The sequence below is a fragment of the Candidatus Methanoperedens sp. BLZ2 genome, from assembly GCF_002487355.1.
Lineage (GTDB): Archaea > Halobacteriota > Methanosarcinia > Methanosarcinales > Methanoperedenaceae > Methanoperedens.
This window is the reverse complement of record NZ_NTMG01000054.1, coordinates 20,854-38,811: the sequence shown is the minus strand read 5'-3', so window position 1 is coordinate 38,811 and position 17,958 is coordinate 20,854. Positions and strand designations below refer to the sequence as shown.

General features: G+C 42.9%; 14 protein-coding genes. 12 read left to right on the top strand and 2 right to left on the bottom strand.

Going from position 1 to position 17,958, the window contains the following annotated elements; genetic code table 11:
* Window positions 1-18: 18 nt before the first annotated feature.
* Both sppA and CL181_RS09655 read right to left on the bottom strand, forming a co-directional pair.
* A complete protein-coding gene (gene sppA / locus CL181_RS09660) occupies window positions 19-927 on the bottom strand; it encodes a signal peptide peptidase SppA (protein ID WP_097299104.1) in 909 nt (302 codons plus the stop codon).
* A 32-nt stretch (window positions 928-959) separates the two neighbouring features.
* Complete coding sequence (locus CL181_RS09655) at window positions 960-2,672, bottom strand: ATP-binding cassette domain-containing protein (protein ID WP_097299103.1); 1,713 nt, start codon at window positions 2,670-2,672, stop codon at window positions 960-962.
* A 203-nt stretch (window positions 2,673-2,875) separates the two neighbouring features.
* On the opposite strand from CL181_RS09655, the gene CL181_RS09650 reads away from it, so the two are divergent.
* The 12 genes from CL181_RS09650 to CL181_RS09595 all read left to right on the top strand — a co-directional run bounded on the left by CL181_RS09650 (window position 2,876) and on the right by CL181_RS09595 (window position 17,758).
* Window positions 2,876-3,889 carry a tetratricopeptide repeat protein gene (locus CL181_RS09650; protein WP_097299102.1) on the top strand — a complete coding sequence of 338 codons (1,014 nt, stop codon included), beginning with the start codon at window positions 2,876-2,878 and terminating at the stop codon, window positions 3,887-3,889.
* Between the two features lie 60 nt (window positions 3,890-3,949).
* Window positions 3,950-5,254, top strand: a complete 1,305-nt coding sequence (locus CL181_RS09645; RefSeq protein ID WP_097299101.1) for a PQQ-binding-like beta-propeller repeat protein — start codon at window positions 3,950-3,952, stop codon at window positions 5,252-5,254.
* Between the two features lie 6 nt (window positions 5,255-5,260).
* On the top strand, window positions 5,261-6,304 hold the full coding sequence (locus tag CL181_RS09640) for an amidohydrolase family protein (protein WP_097299100.1): 1,044 nt from the start codon (window positions 5,261-5,263) through the stop codon (window positions 6,302-6,304).
* 20 nt (window positions 6,305-6,324) lie between these two features.
* Window positions 6,325-6,771 carry a universal stress protein gene (locus CL181_RS09635; RefSeq protein WP_097299099.1) on the top strand — a complete coding sequence of 149 codons (447 nt, stop codon included), beginning with the start codon at window positions 6,325-6,327 and terminating at the stop codon, window positions 6,769-6,771.
* A gap of 15 nt (window positions 6,772-6,786) precedes the next feature.
* Window positions 6,787-7,647, top strand: a complete 861-nt coding sequence (locus CL181_RS09630) for a CBS domain-containing protein (protein WP_097299098.1) — start codon at window positions 6,787-6,789, stop codon at window positions 7,645-7,647.
* Between the two features lie 134 nt (window positions 7,648-7,781).
* A complete protein-coding gene (locus CL181_RS09625; protein ID WP_217993138.1) occupies window positions 7,782-8,102 on the top strand; it encodes a helix-turn-helix domain-containing protein in 321 nt (106 codons plus the stop codon).
* Window positions 8,103-8,132: 30 nt separating this feature from the next.
* The gene (locus CL181_RS09620; RefSeq protein WP_097299097.1) at window positions 8,133-8,747 is read left to right on the top strand and encodes a peptidase M50; all 615 of its coding nucleotides are present in this window, start codon (window positions 8,133-8,135) and stop codon (window positions 8,745-8,747) included.
* A gap of 220 nt (window positions 8,748-8,967) precedes the next feature.
* Window positions 8,968-13,596, top strand: a complete 4,629-nt coding sequence (locus CL181_RS09615) for a PQQ-dependent sugar dehydrogenase (protein ID WP_097299096.1) — start codon at window positions 8,968-8,970, stop codon at window positions 13,594-13,596.
* A gap of 49 nt (window positions 13,597-13,645) precedes the next feature.
* On the top strand, window positions 13,646-14,716 hold the full coding sequence (locus CL181_RS09610; protein ID WP_097299095.1) for a PGF-pre-PGF domain-containing protein: 1,071 nt from the start codon (window positions 13,646-13,648) through the stop codon (window positions 14,714-14,716).
* A gap of 151 nt (window positions 14,717-14,867) precedes the next feature.
* On the top strand, window positions 14,868-15,848 hold the full coding sequence (mer, locus tag CL181_RS09605; protein WP_097299094.1) for a 5,10-methylenetetrahydromethanopterin reductase: 981 nt from the start codon (window positions 14,868-14,870) through the stop codon (window positions 15,846-15,848).
* Between the two features lies 1 nt (window position 15,849).
* On the top strand, window positions 15,850-17,241 hold the full coding sequence (locus CL181_RS09600; RefSeq protein ID WP_097299093.1) for a Coenzyme F420 hydrogenase/dehydrogenase, beta subunit C-terminal domain: 1,392 nt from the start codon (window positions 15,850-15,852) through the stop codon (window positions 17,239-17,241).
* A 4-nt stretch (window positions 17,242-17,245) separates the two neighbouring features.
* Window positions 17,246-17,758 (top strand): nicotinamide-nucleotide adenylyltransferase, encoded by a 513-nt coding sequence (locus tag CL181_RS09595; RefSeq protein WP_097299092.1) that lies wholly within the window; start codon window positions 17,246-17,248, stop codon window positions 17,756-17,758.
* Window positions 17,759-17,958 lie beyond the last annotated feature (200 nt).

Here is a 17,958-nt window from a genome sequence, read left to right as displayed (position 1 = left end):
ACGGTTCCCGGTTATGGTTTAGTGATAAATAGATAAAAGCCGTCCGAAACGATTATCAAAAAAATAACTTGTAAATGCCGAAGCATCAGTTTTCTCACTGCCGAATAATAAGCGAGAAAGAGATGGCCTGTTGGCATATCCCACTTCGGGTTTTCCCACAATACCCCCAAGTCTTGCGGCGATTTCAATGGCATCATCAAGGCTTCCGAGATCATCCACAAGACCCAGTTCCTTTGCTTTTGCGCCTGTGTATATCCTGCCGTCAGCAAGGTCCTTGACTTTACCCAGAGAGAGGTTCCTGCCATCTGCCACTTCTTTAATAAAACGGTTGTAAGCATCAGTGATCACCTGGTCTACATACTGTTTTTCTTCATCTGATAATCCTTTCCAGTCACCGCCCATATCCTTTAATTCGCCTGATTTTGCAATATAAAACGATGTTCCTTCCTTATCGTAAAATTTAGACCTGTTCTGGAATTCCCATATAACACCTATGCTTCCTGTCATTGTATCAGGATTAGCAATTATCTTATCAGCAGGAGCGCTTATGTAATAAGCAGCGCTTGCCGCTACATCACCCATCGAGATAACAATTGGCTTATCGATTTTTTTCATTGCGCCCACAATTTCTTCTGCAGATGCGGGAGAACCCCCGGGGCTGTTTATCCGCATAACAATGGCTTTAACGCCTTCATCTTCGTTAGCATCCTTCAGGCTTTTTACAATATCCTCAGATGTTGCTATCCCAAAACCAGTGGGGATACTCCCTGTCAGCATTTCTCCCTGCACATAAATTACCTCAACACGATTTGTTGAAATCCCGAGGTCCTTACCCCCCATGATCAAGTAAAAGCTGCCTGCTATTATGAACAATAATATAAGAACAATAACAATAAAATGTATGATTTTTCTTGATGATTGTGTCATTTTAATAAAAATGCTATTCCTGAAAAAGGGATTTATTTCTCCTCAATACAGTGGTCAAGGTATCTTGCATTGCTTGCTTTTATGAACTCATCACATACTTTTCCGGGAGCCCCGTCCATGACAATATGTCCTTTATCTATCAATATCGCCCTTTGTGCGACTTCCCTTATGAAATCAATATGGTGACTTATGAATATAATTGTCGTATTAAAAGTCTTATTGACATTCTTAAGAGCATTTGCCACATCCCTCAAAGTAATCGGATCAAGGTCGCCAAACGGTTCATCAAGAAGCAGTATAGACGGCTGGGTAGAAAGAGCAAGAGCAAGAGCAGCCCTCACATTTTCACCGCCGCTTATCTGGTACGGTTTTAGATCAAGAACTTCAATAGGCAAATCCACTGCCTCAAAAACAGGTTTCGCAAATTTTAAAACTTCTGTAAGCGGATAGCTCGGGAAAAGGACTCCAAGGATTGCAGGAGTATAGCCCATCTTGGCAAGCCTCTCCTTCCCATTTTCCTCGGGCATATCGGTCATCTTGTACATTTCATCCAGGTCCACATCAGATATACCAAGCTCCTTTGCGCGTTTTCTTGCTTCTTCAACAACATTCTGTCCCTTTACGCCCAGCCTGAATGCAAGCTGCTGCTTAATGGTTGAGTGAGGTGTAAGAGCGAATTCCTGGTACATTATGCTTGTAATCCTTCTGACCTCCATTCTTTTTGGAGAATACGTTGACATTTCAACCCAGTCATCATTTACACGGAATTCTATGTCCCCGTCATCCGGGTAAATAAGCCCATCCATGGCATGAAGCAATGTTGTCTTTCCTGCACCGCTTGGGCCAATAAGTCCAACCATCTCACCCTGTTTGAATTCAAGATTTATCTTATCAAGGTCAAGCACTTCTCCCTGCCTGATAAGCCAGTATCTCTTTGAAAGGTTATTTACCTTGATCACAGTCTTATCCAGGGTTCTAACCGGCATCGGAATCGCAGGTTTCATTTTCTTAAGGAATTTGTTCAATATTTCCTCAGGTTCGCCTTCATCTATTATTTTTCCGTTTTCAAGCCATAACACACGGTCTGCAAGATATGAATGAATCTCCGGCAGATGGGATACAACAATCGTCTTAAGTTTTAATTTCTTATTGACATTCTTTATTGTGTCAAGAACCCCCTGTTTTGTTGCAGGGCATGTCATTGTGGCCGGTTCATCAAGAAGAAGAAGTTTGGGTTTGGATGCTAACTGCCTTGCAATCAGCAACCTTTGTTTTTCCCCACCGCTTAATACCTGTGAAAAATGTTCTGCCTTGGAGTCAAGATTTACAAGTTTTAAGTACTCAAGACTTTTTTCATAACATTCTTGATAATAAGGAGAATCCCTATCAGGGAGCGACTCATATCCGAATTTTTCGGCATAAACGCGGCGCAGCACGTTCTCATATGTAGCACCGGACCATAGCCCGAAATTTCTCTGGAGATGGATCGCCGCCATTTTCTGAAGCGTTTTTTTATCTTCTATCGACGCATCCGGTTTTACCGTAAATCCATCAAGTTCGAAACTACCGCCCACGAATGGTTCCATTCCGCGCAATACCTTTAATATTGTTGATTTTCCGCCCCCGCTTCTTCCTATTATACCAAGTATTTCTCCTTCTTTTACATCAAAACTTACACCATCGAGTACTCTGATCGTATCAGAATCGATTACATAGTCTTTAACCAGATTATTAACTTTGAGCATTTAAGATTCTCCAAAACATTCGGCAATTAATGATTATTAATAACGCTGAATTCGTAATGTTTGAACGTCTATATATCCTTATTGGTAATTCGGCCAAACCCCGATCCATTTATATCAAATTTTTCTAAATATTCACAATGCGGCTATAGAAAGGTATATACTGTATAAATACTCTAAATGATTTAGACTGAGGTATATAATATATGAAATTAAACGGGTTTTTCAAGAAAAAAGATTTGATGCAAGAAGCACAGGATTATAAGAATTCGGGAAAATACGACCGTGCCCTGGAATCTTATGCGAACATCCTTAACATTGAACCAAAGAATCTTAAAGCATGGTATGACAAAGCCTCAATACACCTTACCCTTGAACAATATCTTCCGGCTCTTGATGCTTATAAGACCATCCTGGAACTTGATCCCGGGAATATAAAAGCATGGCATGAAATGGGATTCATACTTGTGAATCTTGGGAGACTGGAAGAAGCACTTGTTGCTTATGACAAAGTCCTGGGAGCCGATCCTGGAAATATGAAATTGCTCAATGAAAAGGCAATAATATTGAAGGAATTGAAAAAGGATTCCGAAGTATTAAAAATTTATGACCTGCTTCTTGTGAAAGACCCGAATAATGTTAAAATGTGGTTTGAGAGGGGATTAATGTTATCAGGTCTTGGAAAAGATGCTGATGCATTATTGTCATATGAGAAAGTGCTGGGGATCGATCCCGGACATGCAGGGGCTCTTGCCAGGAAAGGATTGATCATAGGAACGAAAAGACAATACGCCGAGAGCTTTGACTTACTTGAAAAATCGATTAAGAGCGAACCGTCTAACTGGAATGCATGGTATGGTAAAGGAAAGGTCTGGGGATTAAAGGGCAACGACTTTATTTCAATAGACCGGAAATATGATGCAATGAAAGCATTTGAAACATCTTTGGGCGCATATGGAAAAGCACTGGAATTAAAACCGGATGATCCGGTATTATGGTTTGAGAAAGGTGTTATTCTCAATAACCTTGGCAAGGCTAATGAAGCACTCGAGGCTTTTGATAAGTCAATTGAAATAAATCCCGATAGCGCTAATGCATGGTATGAGAAAGGATTGATTACAAAAGAACTTGGAAGTGATGCTGATGCCCAGGATTGCTTCAGGAAAGTAATGGAATTGGACCCGTCACATACTCTTGCCCGGCATAAATTAAAACACTGACTTTAAAAAGGAGAAAACGAAATAATAATAAAAATAAAATATCCAAGTGAGAGATTTAATATGGGAAATTACAGGATGATAATAATAAGTCTGGTATTTGTATCGATGCTTACGCTTATTACGCCGGTATATGCTGCCGATTGGAGCATGTTCAAAAACGACATTTCACGTTCCGGCTATACAGGTGATACGGTTAATCCGCCACTCACGTTAAAATGGACAAAAGATCTTGGATTTGAAACAGACTCATCCCCTGTGATAGTTAATAATGTTCTGTATATCGGAACAACTTTTGGTATCCATGCGCTTGACATATTATCCGGAAATGAGATCTGGAGATATCATACTAATGGTTTTGTAAAATCAGCCCCGGCGGTTGCAAATGATGTTGTGTATTTTGGCGCGAATGACCGCAAGTTCTATGCATTAAATGCAAAAGATGGAACCCTTCTATGGACAAATGATGCAGCTCTGGATGGCTATACTACTTCGGCTGCGGTTACAAACAATATGGTTTATGCAATGCCAAAAGATGGTTCATTTTATGCATTTGATATAATGAATGGAAAAATTATATGGTCCACACTTATTGGAAAAGCATCTGAATCCTCACCTGCTGTCGGGGAGGGAATTATTGCATTTGGAACCGATAGCGGAGATATAGTGGCGCTTGATGTTTCAACAGGAAAAGAAAAATGGCATTACAATACAGGAGCGATTGAGATCAAATCTTCACCTGTAATAGCGGACGGAACCTTATTTGTCGGGTCAAATGACGGATCAGTCTATGCAATTACCACAGATAAAGGGGCACTAAAATGGAAATATTCCACAAGTAATAATGTTGAGTCTTCGCCATCTGTAAGAAATGGCGTAGTATATTTTGGCTCAACAGATTCAAATTTCTTTGCACTTGATGCATTAACCGGAAATGCCATCTGGAAATTCCCAAATTCCGGCTCTGTTCTTAGCGGACCGGCAATTTCAAATGATATCGTCTATTTTGGGACAAGAAATAATTTTATATATGCACTTGATGCCAACTCAGGAAAAACGCTCTGGAAAAATTCAACCGGCCAGAATGATAAGGATTACATAACTTCTCCTGCCATATCGGGCAACATGCTGTTCGCAGCAACCCATAGCGGGCTATTGTTTGCGTATTCAGGAACTGTGGGAGTCTCAACGCCTGCTGTTAAGGAAACAACACCCCTGCCAGCAGCACAAACTGCCAGCCCGACTGTTACAACGGTTAAACCTTCACAAACAAAAGAGTCTCCAGGATTTGAATTTGAATTCCCGGTTTTGGTCTTACTGATGTTAGCAGTGATAGGAATGTACCGAATGCACAGTAAGAAAAAATAACTACACATGGAGCAAACCCTCAAGGGCACAATAATATACGGCGATGAGTTTGAACCTATCGATGGTTATATTACTATTAAGGATGGCATAATCAAAAACATTGAAGAAAGTACCATCACGACTGATGTAATAATCGCTCCCCGCTTTGTGAATGCGCATACTCATATAGGTGATTCAATCCTGAAAGACCCTCCTTTTTTACCTCTTCCCGAACTCGTGCAGCCTCCTGATGGTTTAAAACACAGGATATTAAGGGAAACCTCTTATTCCGACCTTGTCTCTTCAATAAAGGCAAGCATTCAGGACATGATAAAAACAGGAACATACGCTTTTTGTGACTTTCGTGAAGGCGGTTCTACAGGAATACAGGCGCTTAATGACGCCCTCGGAATCGGTTCAGGCATTAAAGCTTTAATTTTCGGACGGCCGGATGATGAGGGTATGAATTATCTTGAATCCTGCGATGGGACAGGACTTAGCAGCACGAACGACCTTGAATATGAATACATCCGGGATATTGTGAAACAAACGAGGGAAAGGCGAAAGAAATTTGCAATACATGCAGGCGAAAGGGATCAAACAGATATTTCCAGTGCACTTGCACTTCATCCGGATTTTCTGATACATCTTACGACGGCTGGACAAAAAAATATTAAGGATATCGCAGATGCCAATATTCCTGTTGTGGTCTGCCCGCGCTCGAATTACATCACGAGGTCGGGGATTCCCCCGGTTGCAAAAATGCTTGATGCAGGAATTCTTGTTGCTGTGGGCACTGATAATGTAATGCTTAACTCCGTTAATATGTTTTCTGAGATGGAATTTCTTGTTAAAACTAATCTTTACGATGATAGACAAGTATTTAAGCTGTGCACGCTAAATGGAGCAAAACTATTAGGTATGGATAAAGAATCAGGTTCCATAAAAATGGGGAAAAAAGCAAGACTGATGATCTTAACTAAAAAATCCTATAATATGCAGGGATTACGAGATCCATTGAGCGGTTTAGTGAGGCGGGCCAGACCGGATGATATTATTAGAATAATTTAAAAATTTGAAGGAGGAACATTATGGCTAGTAAATTGTATGAAAAAATATTGATTGCAACAGATGGTTCGGAATATACAAAAAATGCGGTTGATTACGGTATCGACCTGGCAAAGAACACAGGAGCAAAGCTGCTTACAATTTTTGTGGTTGATACTGCTGCTTTTGCTTCGATCCCGATGGATGCAGCGTGGGAGAGCATGTATGAACTTCTTAGACAGGAAGGCGACGCAGCCATAAAATATGTGATAGATAAAGCAAAAGCAGAAGGAGTAGAAGCTGAAGGGAATTTGATTGAAGGCCACCCTGCGGATGAAATAATAAAATATTCTGAAAAAAACTCGGTTTCCGTCATAATAATGGGAACACTGGGGAAGAGCGGGCTTGACAGGTTCCTTCTGGGGAGTGTTGCCGAGAAAGTAGTTCGCAATTCAAAAATACCAGTGCTGGTTGTCCACGCTAAAAAATAACAAAAGGAGACAAAAATGCCGAATACGCCACATACCATAAAAGTTGATGACGTGATGGTCAGGGACGTTGCCCGCGCTGAATTGCCAGGATCAAGGGATGAAGTTCTTGAAATCCTGAAGTCAAAGCATATTTCGGGAGTTCCGATAGTAAAGGGTAGCGAACTTGTAGGTATCGTAACAAGAACTGATCTGTTGAAACATCCCGAAGAGGAACAGATAGCGCTCCTGATGACGAGAAATCCCATTACGATCACACCCGACAAGTCAATCGTTGATGCAGCCAGGATAATCCTGAATAATAAAATTCGGCGTTTGCCGGTTGTTGAAGATAGTGTCCTTACAGGCCTTATTACAATAGCCGATATTGTGGGCGCAATAGGAAGACTGAATATCACTTCCCCGATAAGTGATCATATTGGAAATGGCGTGGTTTCGGTCTGGAGCGAAACACCCCTTTGCGTAGTTGGTGAGATCATGGAGATTGCCGATGTTAAAGCTGTTCCAATATTGGATTCAGCACTTACACTGGTTGGGGTAGCATCTGATAAAGATCTTATTAGTGCCAGTATAATTGATGACAAGACAGAGATGTCCAATATGTCTGCAGGATCTGATGATGATGCCTGGACATGGGAATCCATGCGGGACACTATGAGCTTATATTACAGCGTCTCTAAGATCCAGCTTCCGAATTCGCCTGTGAAAAAAATAATAAAGTTAACCGGTGAACCTGAAACTGCATTGTTAAGCTCGTCTGTAAGCGAATGCGCTCGTAAAATGAGGCGTCATAGAATAGATCAGCTGCCCGTCGTCACCAACACAAAAAAACTACTGGGTCTGGTACGCGATAAAGATCTATTGAAGGCAATAGTATAATATAATTCGGATTCGGATATCCTATCTGAATTATCAGTTTTTTTACTGTTAAGTAAATATTATTTGTTTTTTCAATAGAGGCATATTTTGCCTAAAGATTTAAATCATATCATATCGTAATCCAAATATTTAACATGACAAAATCAACAGCTGGATATACATATTCTGAAACTGCGGCAATGCAAAACGTTTATACACGGAAAATATTACAATTATCACCTTCAGTAAAACTTGTCTTCAAAGTTCTTGAATTTAAAGGACTCATGACCCAGAAAGAAATTGTCGCTGAAAGCTACCTTCCTCCCCGCACTGTGCGATATGCCCTGAGTATACTTAAGAAAGAAGGGATACTGGAAGAGCGACTCTATTACAAGGATGCACGGCAATGCCTTTATGGCGTTAAGGCCCCACAGGATGATGAGTTATTGTCAAACTTTGCATGCGGCATGGTATGATTTATATATTTTTAAACTAACTTGAGGCTCATGAATAGAAACAGTTTGCGGGAGATTGTACATCTTGTAGCTTCTTTACTTGTTCTAACAATTGCGTTTTCTTATCCCAGTACAAGTTTTGCAGCATTAGCTATAGCCGCCGTTGGTGTTGGTACGGGTTTTCTTCTTCATGAACTTGCTCACAAGTTCACAGCCCGGAGATACGGCTATGTAGCAGATTACGAGGCAAGCCCCATGGGATTGGTAATGGCTATTGGTTTGTCAATTTTCACCGGTGGGAATTTTGTATTCGCAGCACCTGGCGCAGTGATGATCAGGGGAAAAAAAGTATCTTACAGTCCTTATGAACAATACCCGAATATGGAACAGACCGAAAAAGAATTGGCATACATATCTGTTTCAGGGGCTGCGGTAAACCTGGTTCTTGCAACGATTTTTTATATTAGTTCAAATTTCATGTTAGTACCTGTTGCATATGATGTTCTGCTAACAGCAGCCTTTATCAATGTATTCCTTGCAGGCTTCAATATGATACCTTTCGGACCGCTTGATGGGGCAAAAGTCTGGCGCTACAACCGAATGTTATGGGGAATGATGATATTTGTTACCATTATTTTGTTCTTAAAAATCAACCGATTTTTTTGAATATATTTGAATATAAATAACCTCAGGGTTTATAAACAGCAACCGCAAGATTTATAAAGAGTAAAAACTATAACATTTAATAGCCAACAAAACGAGTGGTAACGTTAAGCTAGTGGGATTAAAGCTAACAGTTATTTCATGATCATTTAATCATGTATTTTACCTGTGGGGTGGCAAAATCCTATTAAACAGTATAATAAAGTAACAAGGGAGTGAGAATATGAAACGAATAGTAATATCAGTATTTATATTAACCATATTAGGTGCAATGGCTTCGGCCGCGCCAAACATTACCCTGACCCTGAATAGCACAATGGATGGTGGGAATGCGACAGTGACCAGCATCACTGGTGCAGTCTTGCTTGACAGGGCGGGCGCAATCATCGAAACAGCAGTATTACCAGACAACATGACAGCACAGTTTGACCTGAATGGCATAACACCGGGTGACTACTTTATAGAAGTCAACGGTCTTGCAGATGACCGCGTGCCTACGCGCATTGACAGCAACGAATCCGACATCAACCAGTCCGTCGGAATGAGGCTGATAAATAGCGTCATCGGTAATGAAACGACCCCGGCGATCTACAGGATCAAGGCAAGGTCGGGGGGAAGACACCCGGTTGTGAATTACAATACAGGCGCGAATGAAACAAAGTATCCCTTTGTGATAGTTTCGGCACTTACAAGCAAGATCGAAGTGCGCGCAGTTAACACTTCAGAGGAATTGAGTAACTTTTCAACCACCGGAATCACACATCCATTCCAGACATGGATCCTTGGATCAAATAATCATGGAATAGTGTATAATGGCACAGACACATGCAGTGGATGCCATGGTAACTTGGCCTTTAAACAGCCGAATTATGCGAATATAATCCCGCTAAACACTTCAAGCGGTGGCTGGTGCTTCAAGTGCCACAATGGCCCTGGAGGAGATGCAAGCGGGTTCGTTGATCCTGCAGTGGTTGCTGCTAACGGCACAATAGCTGGGACAGTGACCAACGCATCAGGCTCAGCGATAGCAGATGCAACCGTGGCAGCAGACAGCCAGAGCAATAATACAGATATCAATGGCAACTACACTATAAGCATCGGGTCCGGGACATACACTTTAACAGCAGGTGCAGCCGGATACCAGAGCAACAGCACAAGCGTCACAGTAACCTCTGGAGCCACAGCCACGCAGAACTTTGCCCTGACACCATCATTACCGCCAGAAGGAACATTCAACATTTCAGGATTCAAGATCGATAATAGTACAGGAATGGGTCTTGCGAACTGGAATATCAGCCTGACAAAACCAGATGGCACAATCCAGAACAATGTAACCGATGCAGGTGGCATGTACCAGTTCATGAATCTGTCAAACGGCACATATACTATCGCGGAACAGATGCAGCCAGGATGGATGAATGTATCTGTGATGCCTATGGCAGTCACCATAAACGGCACAGATATGATGAACCAGAATTTCACTAACAGGCAGTTACAGCCAGGAGAAAAACCCAACATCTCAGGCGCGAATATTATCAGTATATTACCATCCACTGAAATCGTGAATAATCAGGCTGGCGAAAATAGAACCTTCAGCATTACAGTTGACCAGCTGGCGGATATATCCTGGCAGATCAACGGCACTGAAGTATCCAGCGCTACAAACGTGATCTCATCTTCTTATGTAAGCAGTGCAGCTGTGGGTACATGGAATGTTACAGCAGTTGCCTCGAACATTAATGGAACGGATATACATAAATGGGATTGGATAGTACGGCCTCCAACAGCTGTGAACATTGCCATCCAAAGTTTTGCTTTCAATCCAGCAAACATTACGGTATTAAAAGGAACATCTGTAACCTGGACGAATAATGATGTTGATGCACACACTGTGACGAGCGATACCGGAGTCTTTGATTCAGGTACTCTCAATCAGGGAAACACTTTTGAATTTATGTTCAATGATACCGGGACTTTTAAGTATCATTGTGCGCTCCATCCAACTATGCATGGAGAAATAATCGTAATAGCCGCTCCGGCTCCAACCATACCTCCGATGGAGGAAATTGGAATCGGGCTTGAACTTGTAGCTGATAACTTCACATCCCCAGTTGCTCTTGTTTCTCCTGAAGATGGAACGGGACGGAGGTTCATTGTCGACCAGATAGGTTTGATCAAAATCATCAATACAAGCGGACAGGTAATTGAAGAGCCATTTCTTGACCTCAGGTCCAGGATAGTGGCATTAGCACCACAGTATGATGAGCGTGGCCTGCTGGGATTGGCTTTCCATCCTAACTTTTCGCAAAATGGACGCTTCTTTGTCTACTACAGTTCGCCCCTGCGAACTCAGGCGCCTTCTAACTGGAATCACACCAGTATTGTATCTGAATTCAAGGTCTTACAGGACAATCAGAACAGGGCCAATGATAGTTCAGAAAGGGTTTTGCTTCAGATTGATAAACCCCAGGCCAATCACAATGCCGGCCAGATCGCCTTCGGGCCTGATGGATACCTCTATATACCGCTGGGAGATGGAGGTGGAGCGGATGATTTCGGCATTGGCCATCCACCCCCTGGCAATGGACAGAATACTTCAACTTTGCTCGGAAAAATCCTTCGTATCGATGTTGATAATGGAGATCCCTATGGTATTCCTCCGGACAACCCATATGTAGGGAAAGATGGGCTTGATGAGATCTTTGCCTCAGGATTCAGAAATCCATTCCACATTTCATTCGATACTGGCGGGAACCATTCCCTGTTCGCCAGCAACGCGGGGCAGAATGCCTGGGAAGAAGTGGATATTGTTGCCAGAGGTGGAAATTATGGATGGAACATCAAGGAAGGTGCCCATTGTTTCGATCCTAATAATCCCAACCTCTCGAACCAGAGCTGTCCGGATGTAGATGCAAATGGCCAGCCCCTGATCGATCCGGTTATCGAATATGCGAATGCCAGACAACCCGGAGGAATTGGCGTAGTGGTTGTTGGCGGATATGTTTATAGAGGAAGTGAACTTCCGCAGTTCAACGGGAATTATATCTTTGGCGACTTCAGCAAAGGACCTACCGCAGGCAACGGCAGTTTGTTCGTTGCCAGGCCCCCCTCTTCCGGAGAAGGAATGTGGTCAACTAAAGAGTTGCGGGTTGCCACGAGCAGCAATGGACGCATCAATGAATTCGTGCGCTCCTTTGGACAGGATGCTGACCATGAGTTGTATGTTCTGACCTCGCAGATGCTGGGACCAACGAACAATACTGGCAAGATATACAAGATCAAGCAGTTCACAATACCCAATAATTTCACAGCCAACCTATCGAGTAACGAGATCGTGCAGCAACCAGTGGTCAGCTCTGCAAAAGGCAATGCAACTTTTGAGCTCAGTGATAATGGCACAAGGCTGCATTACAAGATTATGGTGGAAAATATTGAAAATGTAAGCATGGCTCATATACATCTAGCTCCTGCCGGGGTAGATGGTCCTGTTGTTGCGTGGCTATATCCGGAGGTTCCGCCAGCAGTATTGATTCCCGGAAGATTCGACGGGCTCCTTGTTGAAGGAAATATCACGTCGATCAACCTTTCCGGTCCGTTGGCAGGACAACCTCTCAATGCCCTGTTAGGAGCTATGATAAAAGGTAACACCTATGTAAATGTCCATACAAATCAGTATCCTGGAGGCGAGATCCGGGGACAGATTACAGCATCCGGAGTTCTTCAAGAATTGAGATCAATAACAATTTCACCGTCAACTGCCATAATGAATGTTGGAAATAGTCAGGTATTCAATGCAACAGCACTGGATCAAAATGGCGCTCCGATAGCGGGAATCAATATAACCTTTACAAGCAATGATACCGCTGTTGGAACTATATCTCCTGAGACATCAATAACAGGCGCAGACGGAATCGCAACAGCCGCGTTCAAGGCAGCAGGAGCAGGAACCGCAATGGTAATTGCAGCAAGCGGCAATATCACAGGAAGTGCAAATGTTACAGTATCAGCACATCCGTCGCAACCAAATGTAACATCCTTCGAGTTAACACCCGGTAAAACTGCTGCACTGAAAGGAAGCACCATAACCATAACCATAAAAGCTCTAAATGCTAATGTAACAGATACGACCTTTAATGAAATGGCGAATATAACTGTTAATGCAAGCAAGAATGCAAGCGCTGTAATATATCAGCCAAACGTAACATTCAGCAATGGGATCGCTATCCTGCCAGTGACTTCAAATATGGCTCAGTTCGTAACGGTTACAGCAACAAGCGGCAGCATAACAGGCAGCACAGAGATCGCATTCGCAGACATGGTATTTGACCTGGATCCGGGCTGGAATTTAATATCTGTCCCGAACTTCGCAGATCCGGGCAGTGTTGACATGATACTGAAGAACGTGAAGAACAACGGAGTTGCCGGATACGATCCTGGAAATAAGACCTTCTCCACGCCTGCTGACCTGCAACCCCTGTATGGGTACTGGATCAATGTTACTGCACCCAACCAGAGTATTGGATTCATTGCAGATACGAATATCAGATCCGTACCGCCAAGCAGGGACCTCTTTGAAGGCTGGAATCTTATCGGGGTCGTTGCAAGTAAGCAGGAGCAGAATAGAGAACTGGACGCAGGCCTGCTTTTCCAGCCCCTCCAGGCAGATGGAAAACCGCTGTATTCATACCTGGTATCCTATAAGGATCCCCACAATACTTACACTGTCGGCGATGATCTGACAGCTCGTACACCATTGAATAAGGGACAGGGATACTGGCTCTTTATGAATACATTGACCGGTACAAACAAGGACAGCCTGGTTTGGGCAGGAAAGCCATGGCTGCCTAATTAAATAAAGAAAAGGGAATCGAATAATCCCTTTTCTAATTTTTGGTGATACAATGAAAATGAAAAAAAATATAATCTTAATGATGGTATTGACCATTCTAATAACTTCAGGGATAGCTTCAGCACAAAATGAACCTTTAAATCCATCGAGTTATTACGGAACTGTGACAGTGAACGGGCAGCCAGCACCTCAAGGGACAACAATTATTGCTAAGATTGGAGGAGAAGTAAGAGGTTCCATAACCACCAAAGCATCAGGTTTCTATGGTGACAACCAGGGTCCGACAAAACTCTGGATAAGAGGATACCAGAATGAAATTAACTCTACTGTGACTTTCTATTTGAATGATGTAGCAGCTCAGCAGACCAGCACATTCGCAGGGCCTGAGACTGATAACAGGGTTGACTTGAGTTTCACAGTCCCATCAGGCCCGGGCGGAAGTTCAAACGGTGGGTCAAGTGGTGGAGGCGGTGGAGGAACAACTTCAGGAGAGAACCTATCCAATATAGATGTGAAAGAATCCTACGAACTTGAGATTTTCAAAGACATTCTTACATCATATAGATTCACCCATGCCCTTAATCCGATAAGATTCAGTAATGTTACGGGCAATGTCAATGCAGGTTTGATAACCACAACTGTTGAAGTCCTCAAGGGCACATCGAGTCTGGTTTCAAGCGCAGCGCCTGGCAAGGTATACAAAAATGTCAATATATGGGTGGGTACGAAAAATTTTGCCACGCCAGCTAATTTAAAGGAATCAAAGATCGTGTTCAATGTGCAAAACTCATGGCTTACAGATAATAAGATTACCGCAAGTCAGCTCAAACTCCTCAGATGGGACGGAAGCAAGTGGATCACACTGGATACAAATGAAATAAGGAAGGATGCAACAACCACCTACTTTGAATCAGGAACCGATGGTTTCTCGCCGTTTGCGATTTCCGGGATTACGGGAATTACCACAAATCCAGCGGCTGCAGAGACTTCCATTCCTGCTGTAGAGGGAACACCTGCATTACTACCGGAAACACCGCCAACTCCATGGAACTGGATAATTTATTTACTGGTCGTGGCAGCCGTTGGGGCGACAGCATACTTCTTTATGATCAGGAAGAAGTAACATAAAGGGGCTATTTTCCCCTTTCTTTTTTTTTATTTCCAAAATTCATAGCTTGCTGGAAAACCACTGAATTCCAGAAGAAATTGCAGAACAAAACCAATATGCTTTTAAATAAAGAAAGACGAATGACCCTAAAACGCAGGAGGAAAATATGTTTGGTATTGAATTTGTACCGGCAGACCCGGTCGTAAAATTAGCATATTACACAAAGCTCGCAGAAGAAAATGGTTTTGACAATGTATGGATTACAGATCACTACAATAATCGTGATGTATATACCACACTTGCCGTACTGGCAATGAACACCAACAGGATAAAACTCGGAACAGGCGTTACAAATCCTTATACAAGGAATATTGCTATCACAGCCCAGAGCATTGGCGCGATCAATGAGATTTCCGGCGGCCGCGCAGTTCTTGGGATCGGTCCTGGCGATAAGGCCACTTTTGATGCTATGGGGATTGAGTGGGTCGAGCCTATGACCACGATCGCTGAAAGCATAACAGCTCTTCGGGGATTCTTTGGTGGTAAGAAGGTTGCACAGGATGGAAAACGCGTAAAGATCGGCGGCGCAAAACTGGCATTCAAAACAGGTAACATCCCGATTTATATGGGAGCCCAGGGTCCGAAGATGCTTGAACTGGCAGGTAAAGTCGCTGACGGTGTACTTATTAATGCATCACATCCAAAAGACTTTGAATTTGCAATCAAACAAATTGCACTGGGTGCAAAAGCAGCCGGACGCGATCCCAAGAGCGTTGACGTAGGCGCATATGCATGCTTCTCGATTCACAAGGATGCGGAAAAAGCAAAGAACGCAGCAAAAGTCGTCGTTGCATTCATCGTTGCAGGTTCACCGGATACCGTTCTTCAAAGACATGAGATTGATGTTGGTGCAAAGAAGAATATCGGCGATGCAATTGCAAAAGGTGACTTCCCCGGATTGAACGCACTTGTCACTGATAAGATGATCGATGCTTTCTCCATATGCGGGACACCAGCTGATTGCAAGGCAAAAGTTCAGGCCCTCCAGAAGATCGGCGTCACCCAGATCGTTGCAGGTTCACCAATTGGTCCTGACAAGGAAACAGCTATCAAATTAATAGGAAAGGAAATCATCGGAGGAAAGTAAAGTGGAAGCAAAACCGGACAGTGCTGTCGCAGGACCCCTTACAGAAAGGGGCGTCATTAAATCCGATCAGGATAAGGTACTCATCAGACTGGGCAATATGTATGCCCCCGACGTTGGGCTGCCAAAAATTGCAGATGTTACTGAATTCAACTACTGCTCTTCCTGCGGTACATGCGAAGCTATCTGTCCGGTGAATGCCCCCGTAGTACGCAGGGGTCCTGTTGATATCTCAAAAGAAAAGAACAATTATAATAAAATGGAATTAAAAACCGAGGTTCTTTTCAAGGATGTCGATCCTACAAAACAGGAAATAAACCCGTGTGTGAATTGCTATGCATGTGAACGCGTTTGCCCCATACTTGATGGTTTCCCGGTAGATGAGTTCAATAATATAAGGGTAATGAAAGCAGGAAAAAGCAAAACCCTTCACGGCCAGGATGGAGCAATTGTTTCCCAGATATTGAAATCTCTTCTTGAACAGGGAGAGATCGACTGTGCAGTCGGTGTGGTGCGAAACGAGAAATGGGAAACAAAAATTGTGGTGTTCACCAAACCTGAGGATGTTACAGCCGCAAGCGGTACGAAGTATACATATCAACCTGCTGTTTCAACAATGAGGGACATACACAGAGCATATGTTGACAGCGCCGAATCGCCTCTTATCGCGCCGGATGGTACAATGCAGGAGAAACCAAGGACATACGTTGAGATTAAGAAAATACTGGAAAAACATAAAAAAGTCGCATTCGTGGGAGTACCATGCCAGATCCACGGCGCAAAACTTTTCCGTGAGAATTATGACAGGATCAATTTGATAATCGGACTTATATGCATGGAGAGTTTTTCTGAAGAGATTATGCTGGAGGAAATGGTCCCGAAGATCATGGGTGTTGATATCAGGGATGTCAGGAAGATGAACTTCCATAAAGGTAATTTTATTGTCGAAACTAATAAAGAAGTAAAAGAAGTCCCTATCAAGGTCGTTGCGCCCCTTGCCAGGAAAGGATGCCACTTTTGCCAAGATTATACCTCATATTATGCAGACATATCCGTAGGCTCGGTTGGTTCGGATGAAGGCTGGAGCACTGTCTTTGTAAGAACGGAGATCGGCGAGAAATACCTTGATAAAGTCAATGATATTGAGTGGACCGACAAACCAATAAACAAGGAAATGGTCAAGAAACTCGCAGATATGAAGCATAAACATAACAGCTGGGACTGGCGCACATTCATGAAAGAGATATGGAATCGCGACACACCTGTCAGGCCATGGGGAACAGAGAGACTCGCTAATATCCCACCGCCACCGCCTCCACCCCCGCCATCAGCCGAAAAACCACCGGGAGCAGCAAAGCCGCCTGCCACAAAGCCTCCGGCTGCACAACCAACTTAATAATATGCGCCGCGGGATTTATCTTGGAAGATTCCAGCCATATCATTTAGGGCATCATGAGGTCTTAAAACAGATTGTGAATGAAGTAGATGAAATCATCGTTGGCATCGGCAGCGCCCAGAAAAGCCATGAGGTAGAGAATCCGTTCACAGCAGGTGAAAGGGTTCTCATGGTATCAAGTGCGCTCATGGAATTTGATATCAAGCATTATGTAATACCAATAGAGGATATCCAGCGCAATTCCCTCTGGGTATCGCATGTTAAATCCATGGTGCCGCCTTTTGATATTGCATATACTAATAATTCTCTCGTGATAGAATTGCTGCGTGAAGCCGGAATAGAAGTCAAACAATCGCCTCTTTTTATGCGAAACAGTTATTCCGGTACAGAGATCAGGCGCAGGATGTTAAAAGGTGAAAAATGGGAGCATTTTGTACCGAAAAATGTTGTAGAGATCATAAAAGAGATCAAAGGTGTAAAGAGAATCAGGACTGTGGCGCAATCAGACCAGGAATGAACTCTAATAAACTGATAAAAATGTTAAAGGTAGATAAATTATAAATACTTACCGCTAATAATAATATAATCGATTCAGGAGAAAAAAAATGGGAATTATAAGACTCGCAAAGAATCTACAAATTATTTATTTTGGAACATTGATAATAGCATTAATTCTTATTTTCGTATTTTAAAGTATATTTTGCGTATTTCAATGGC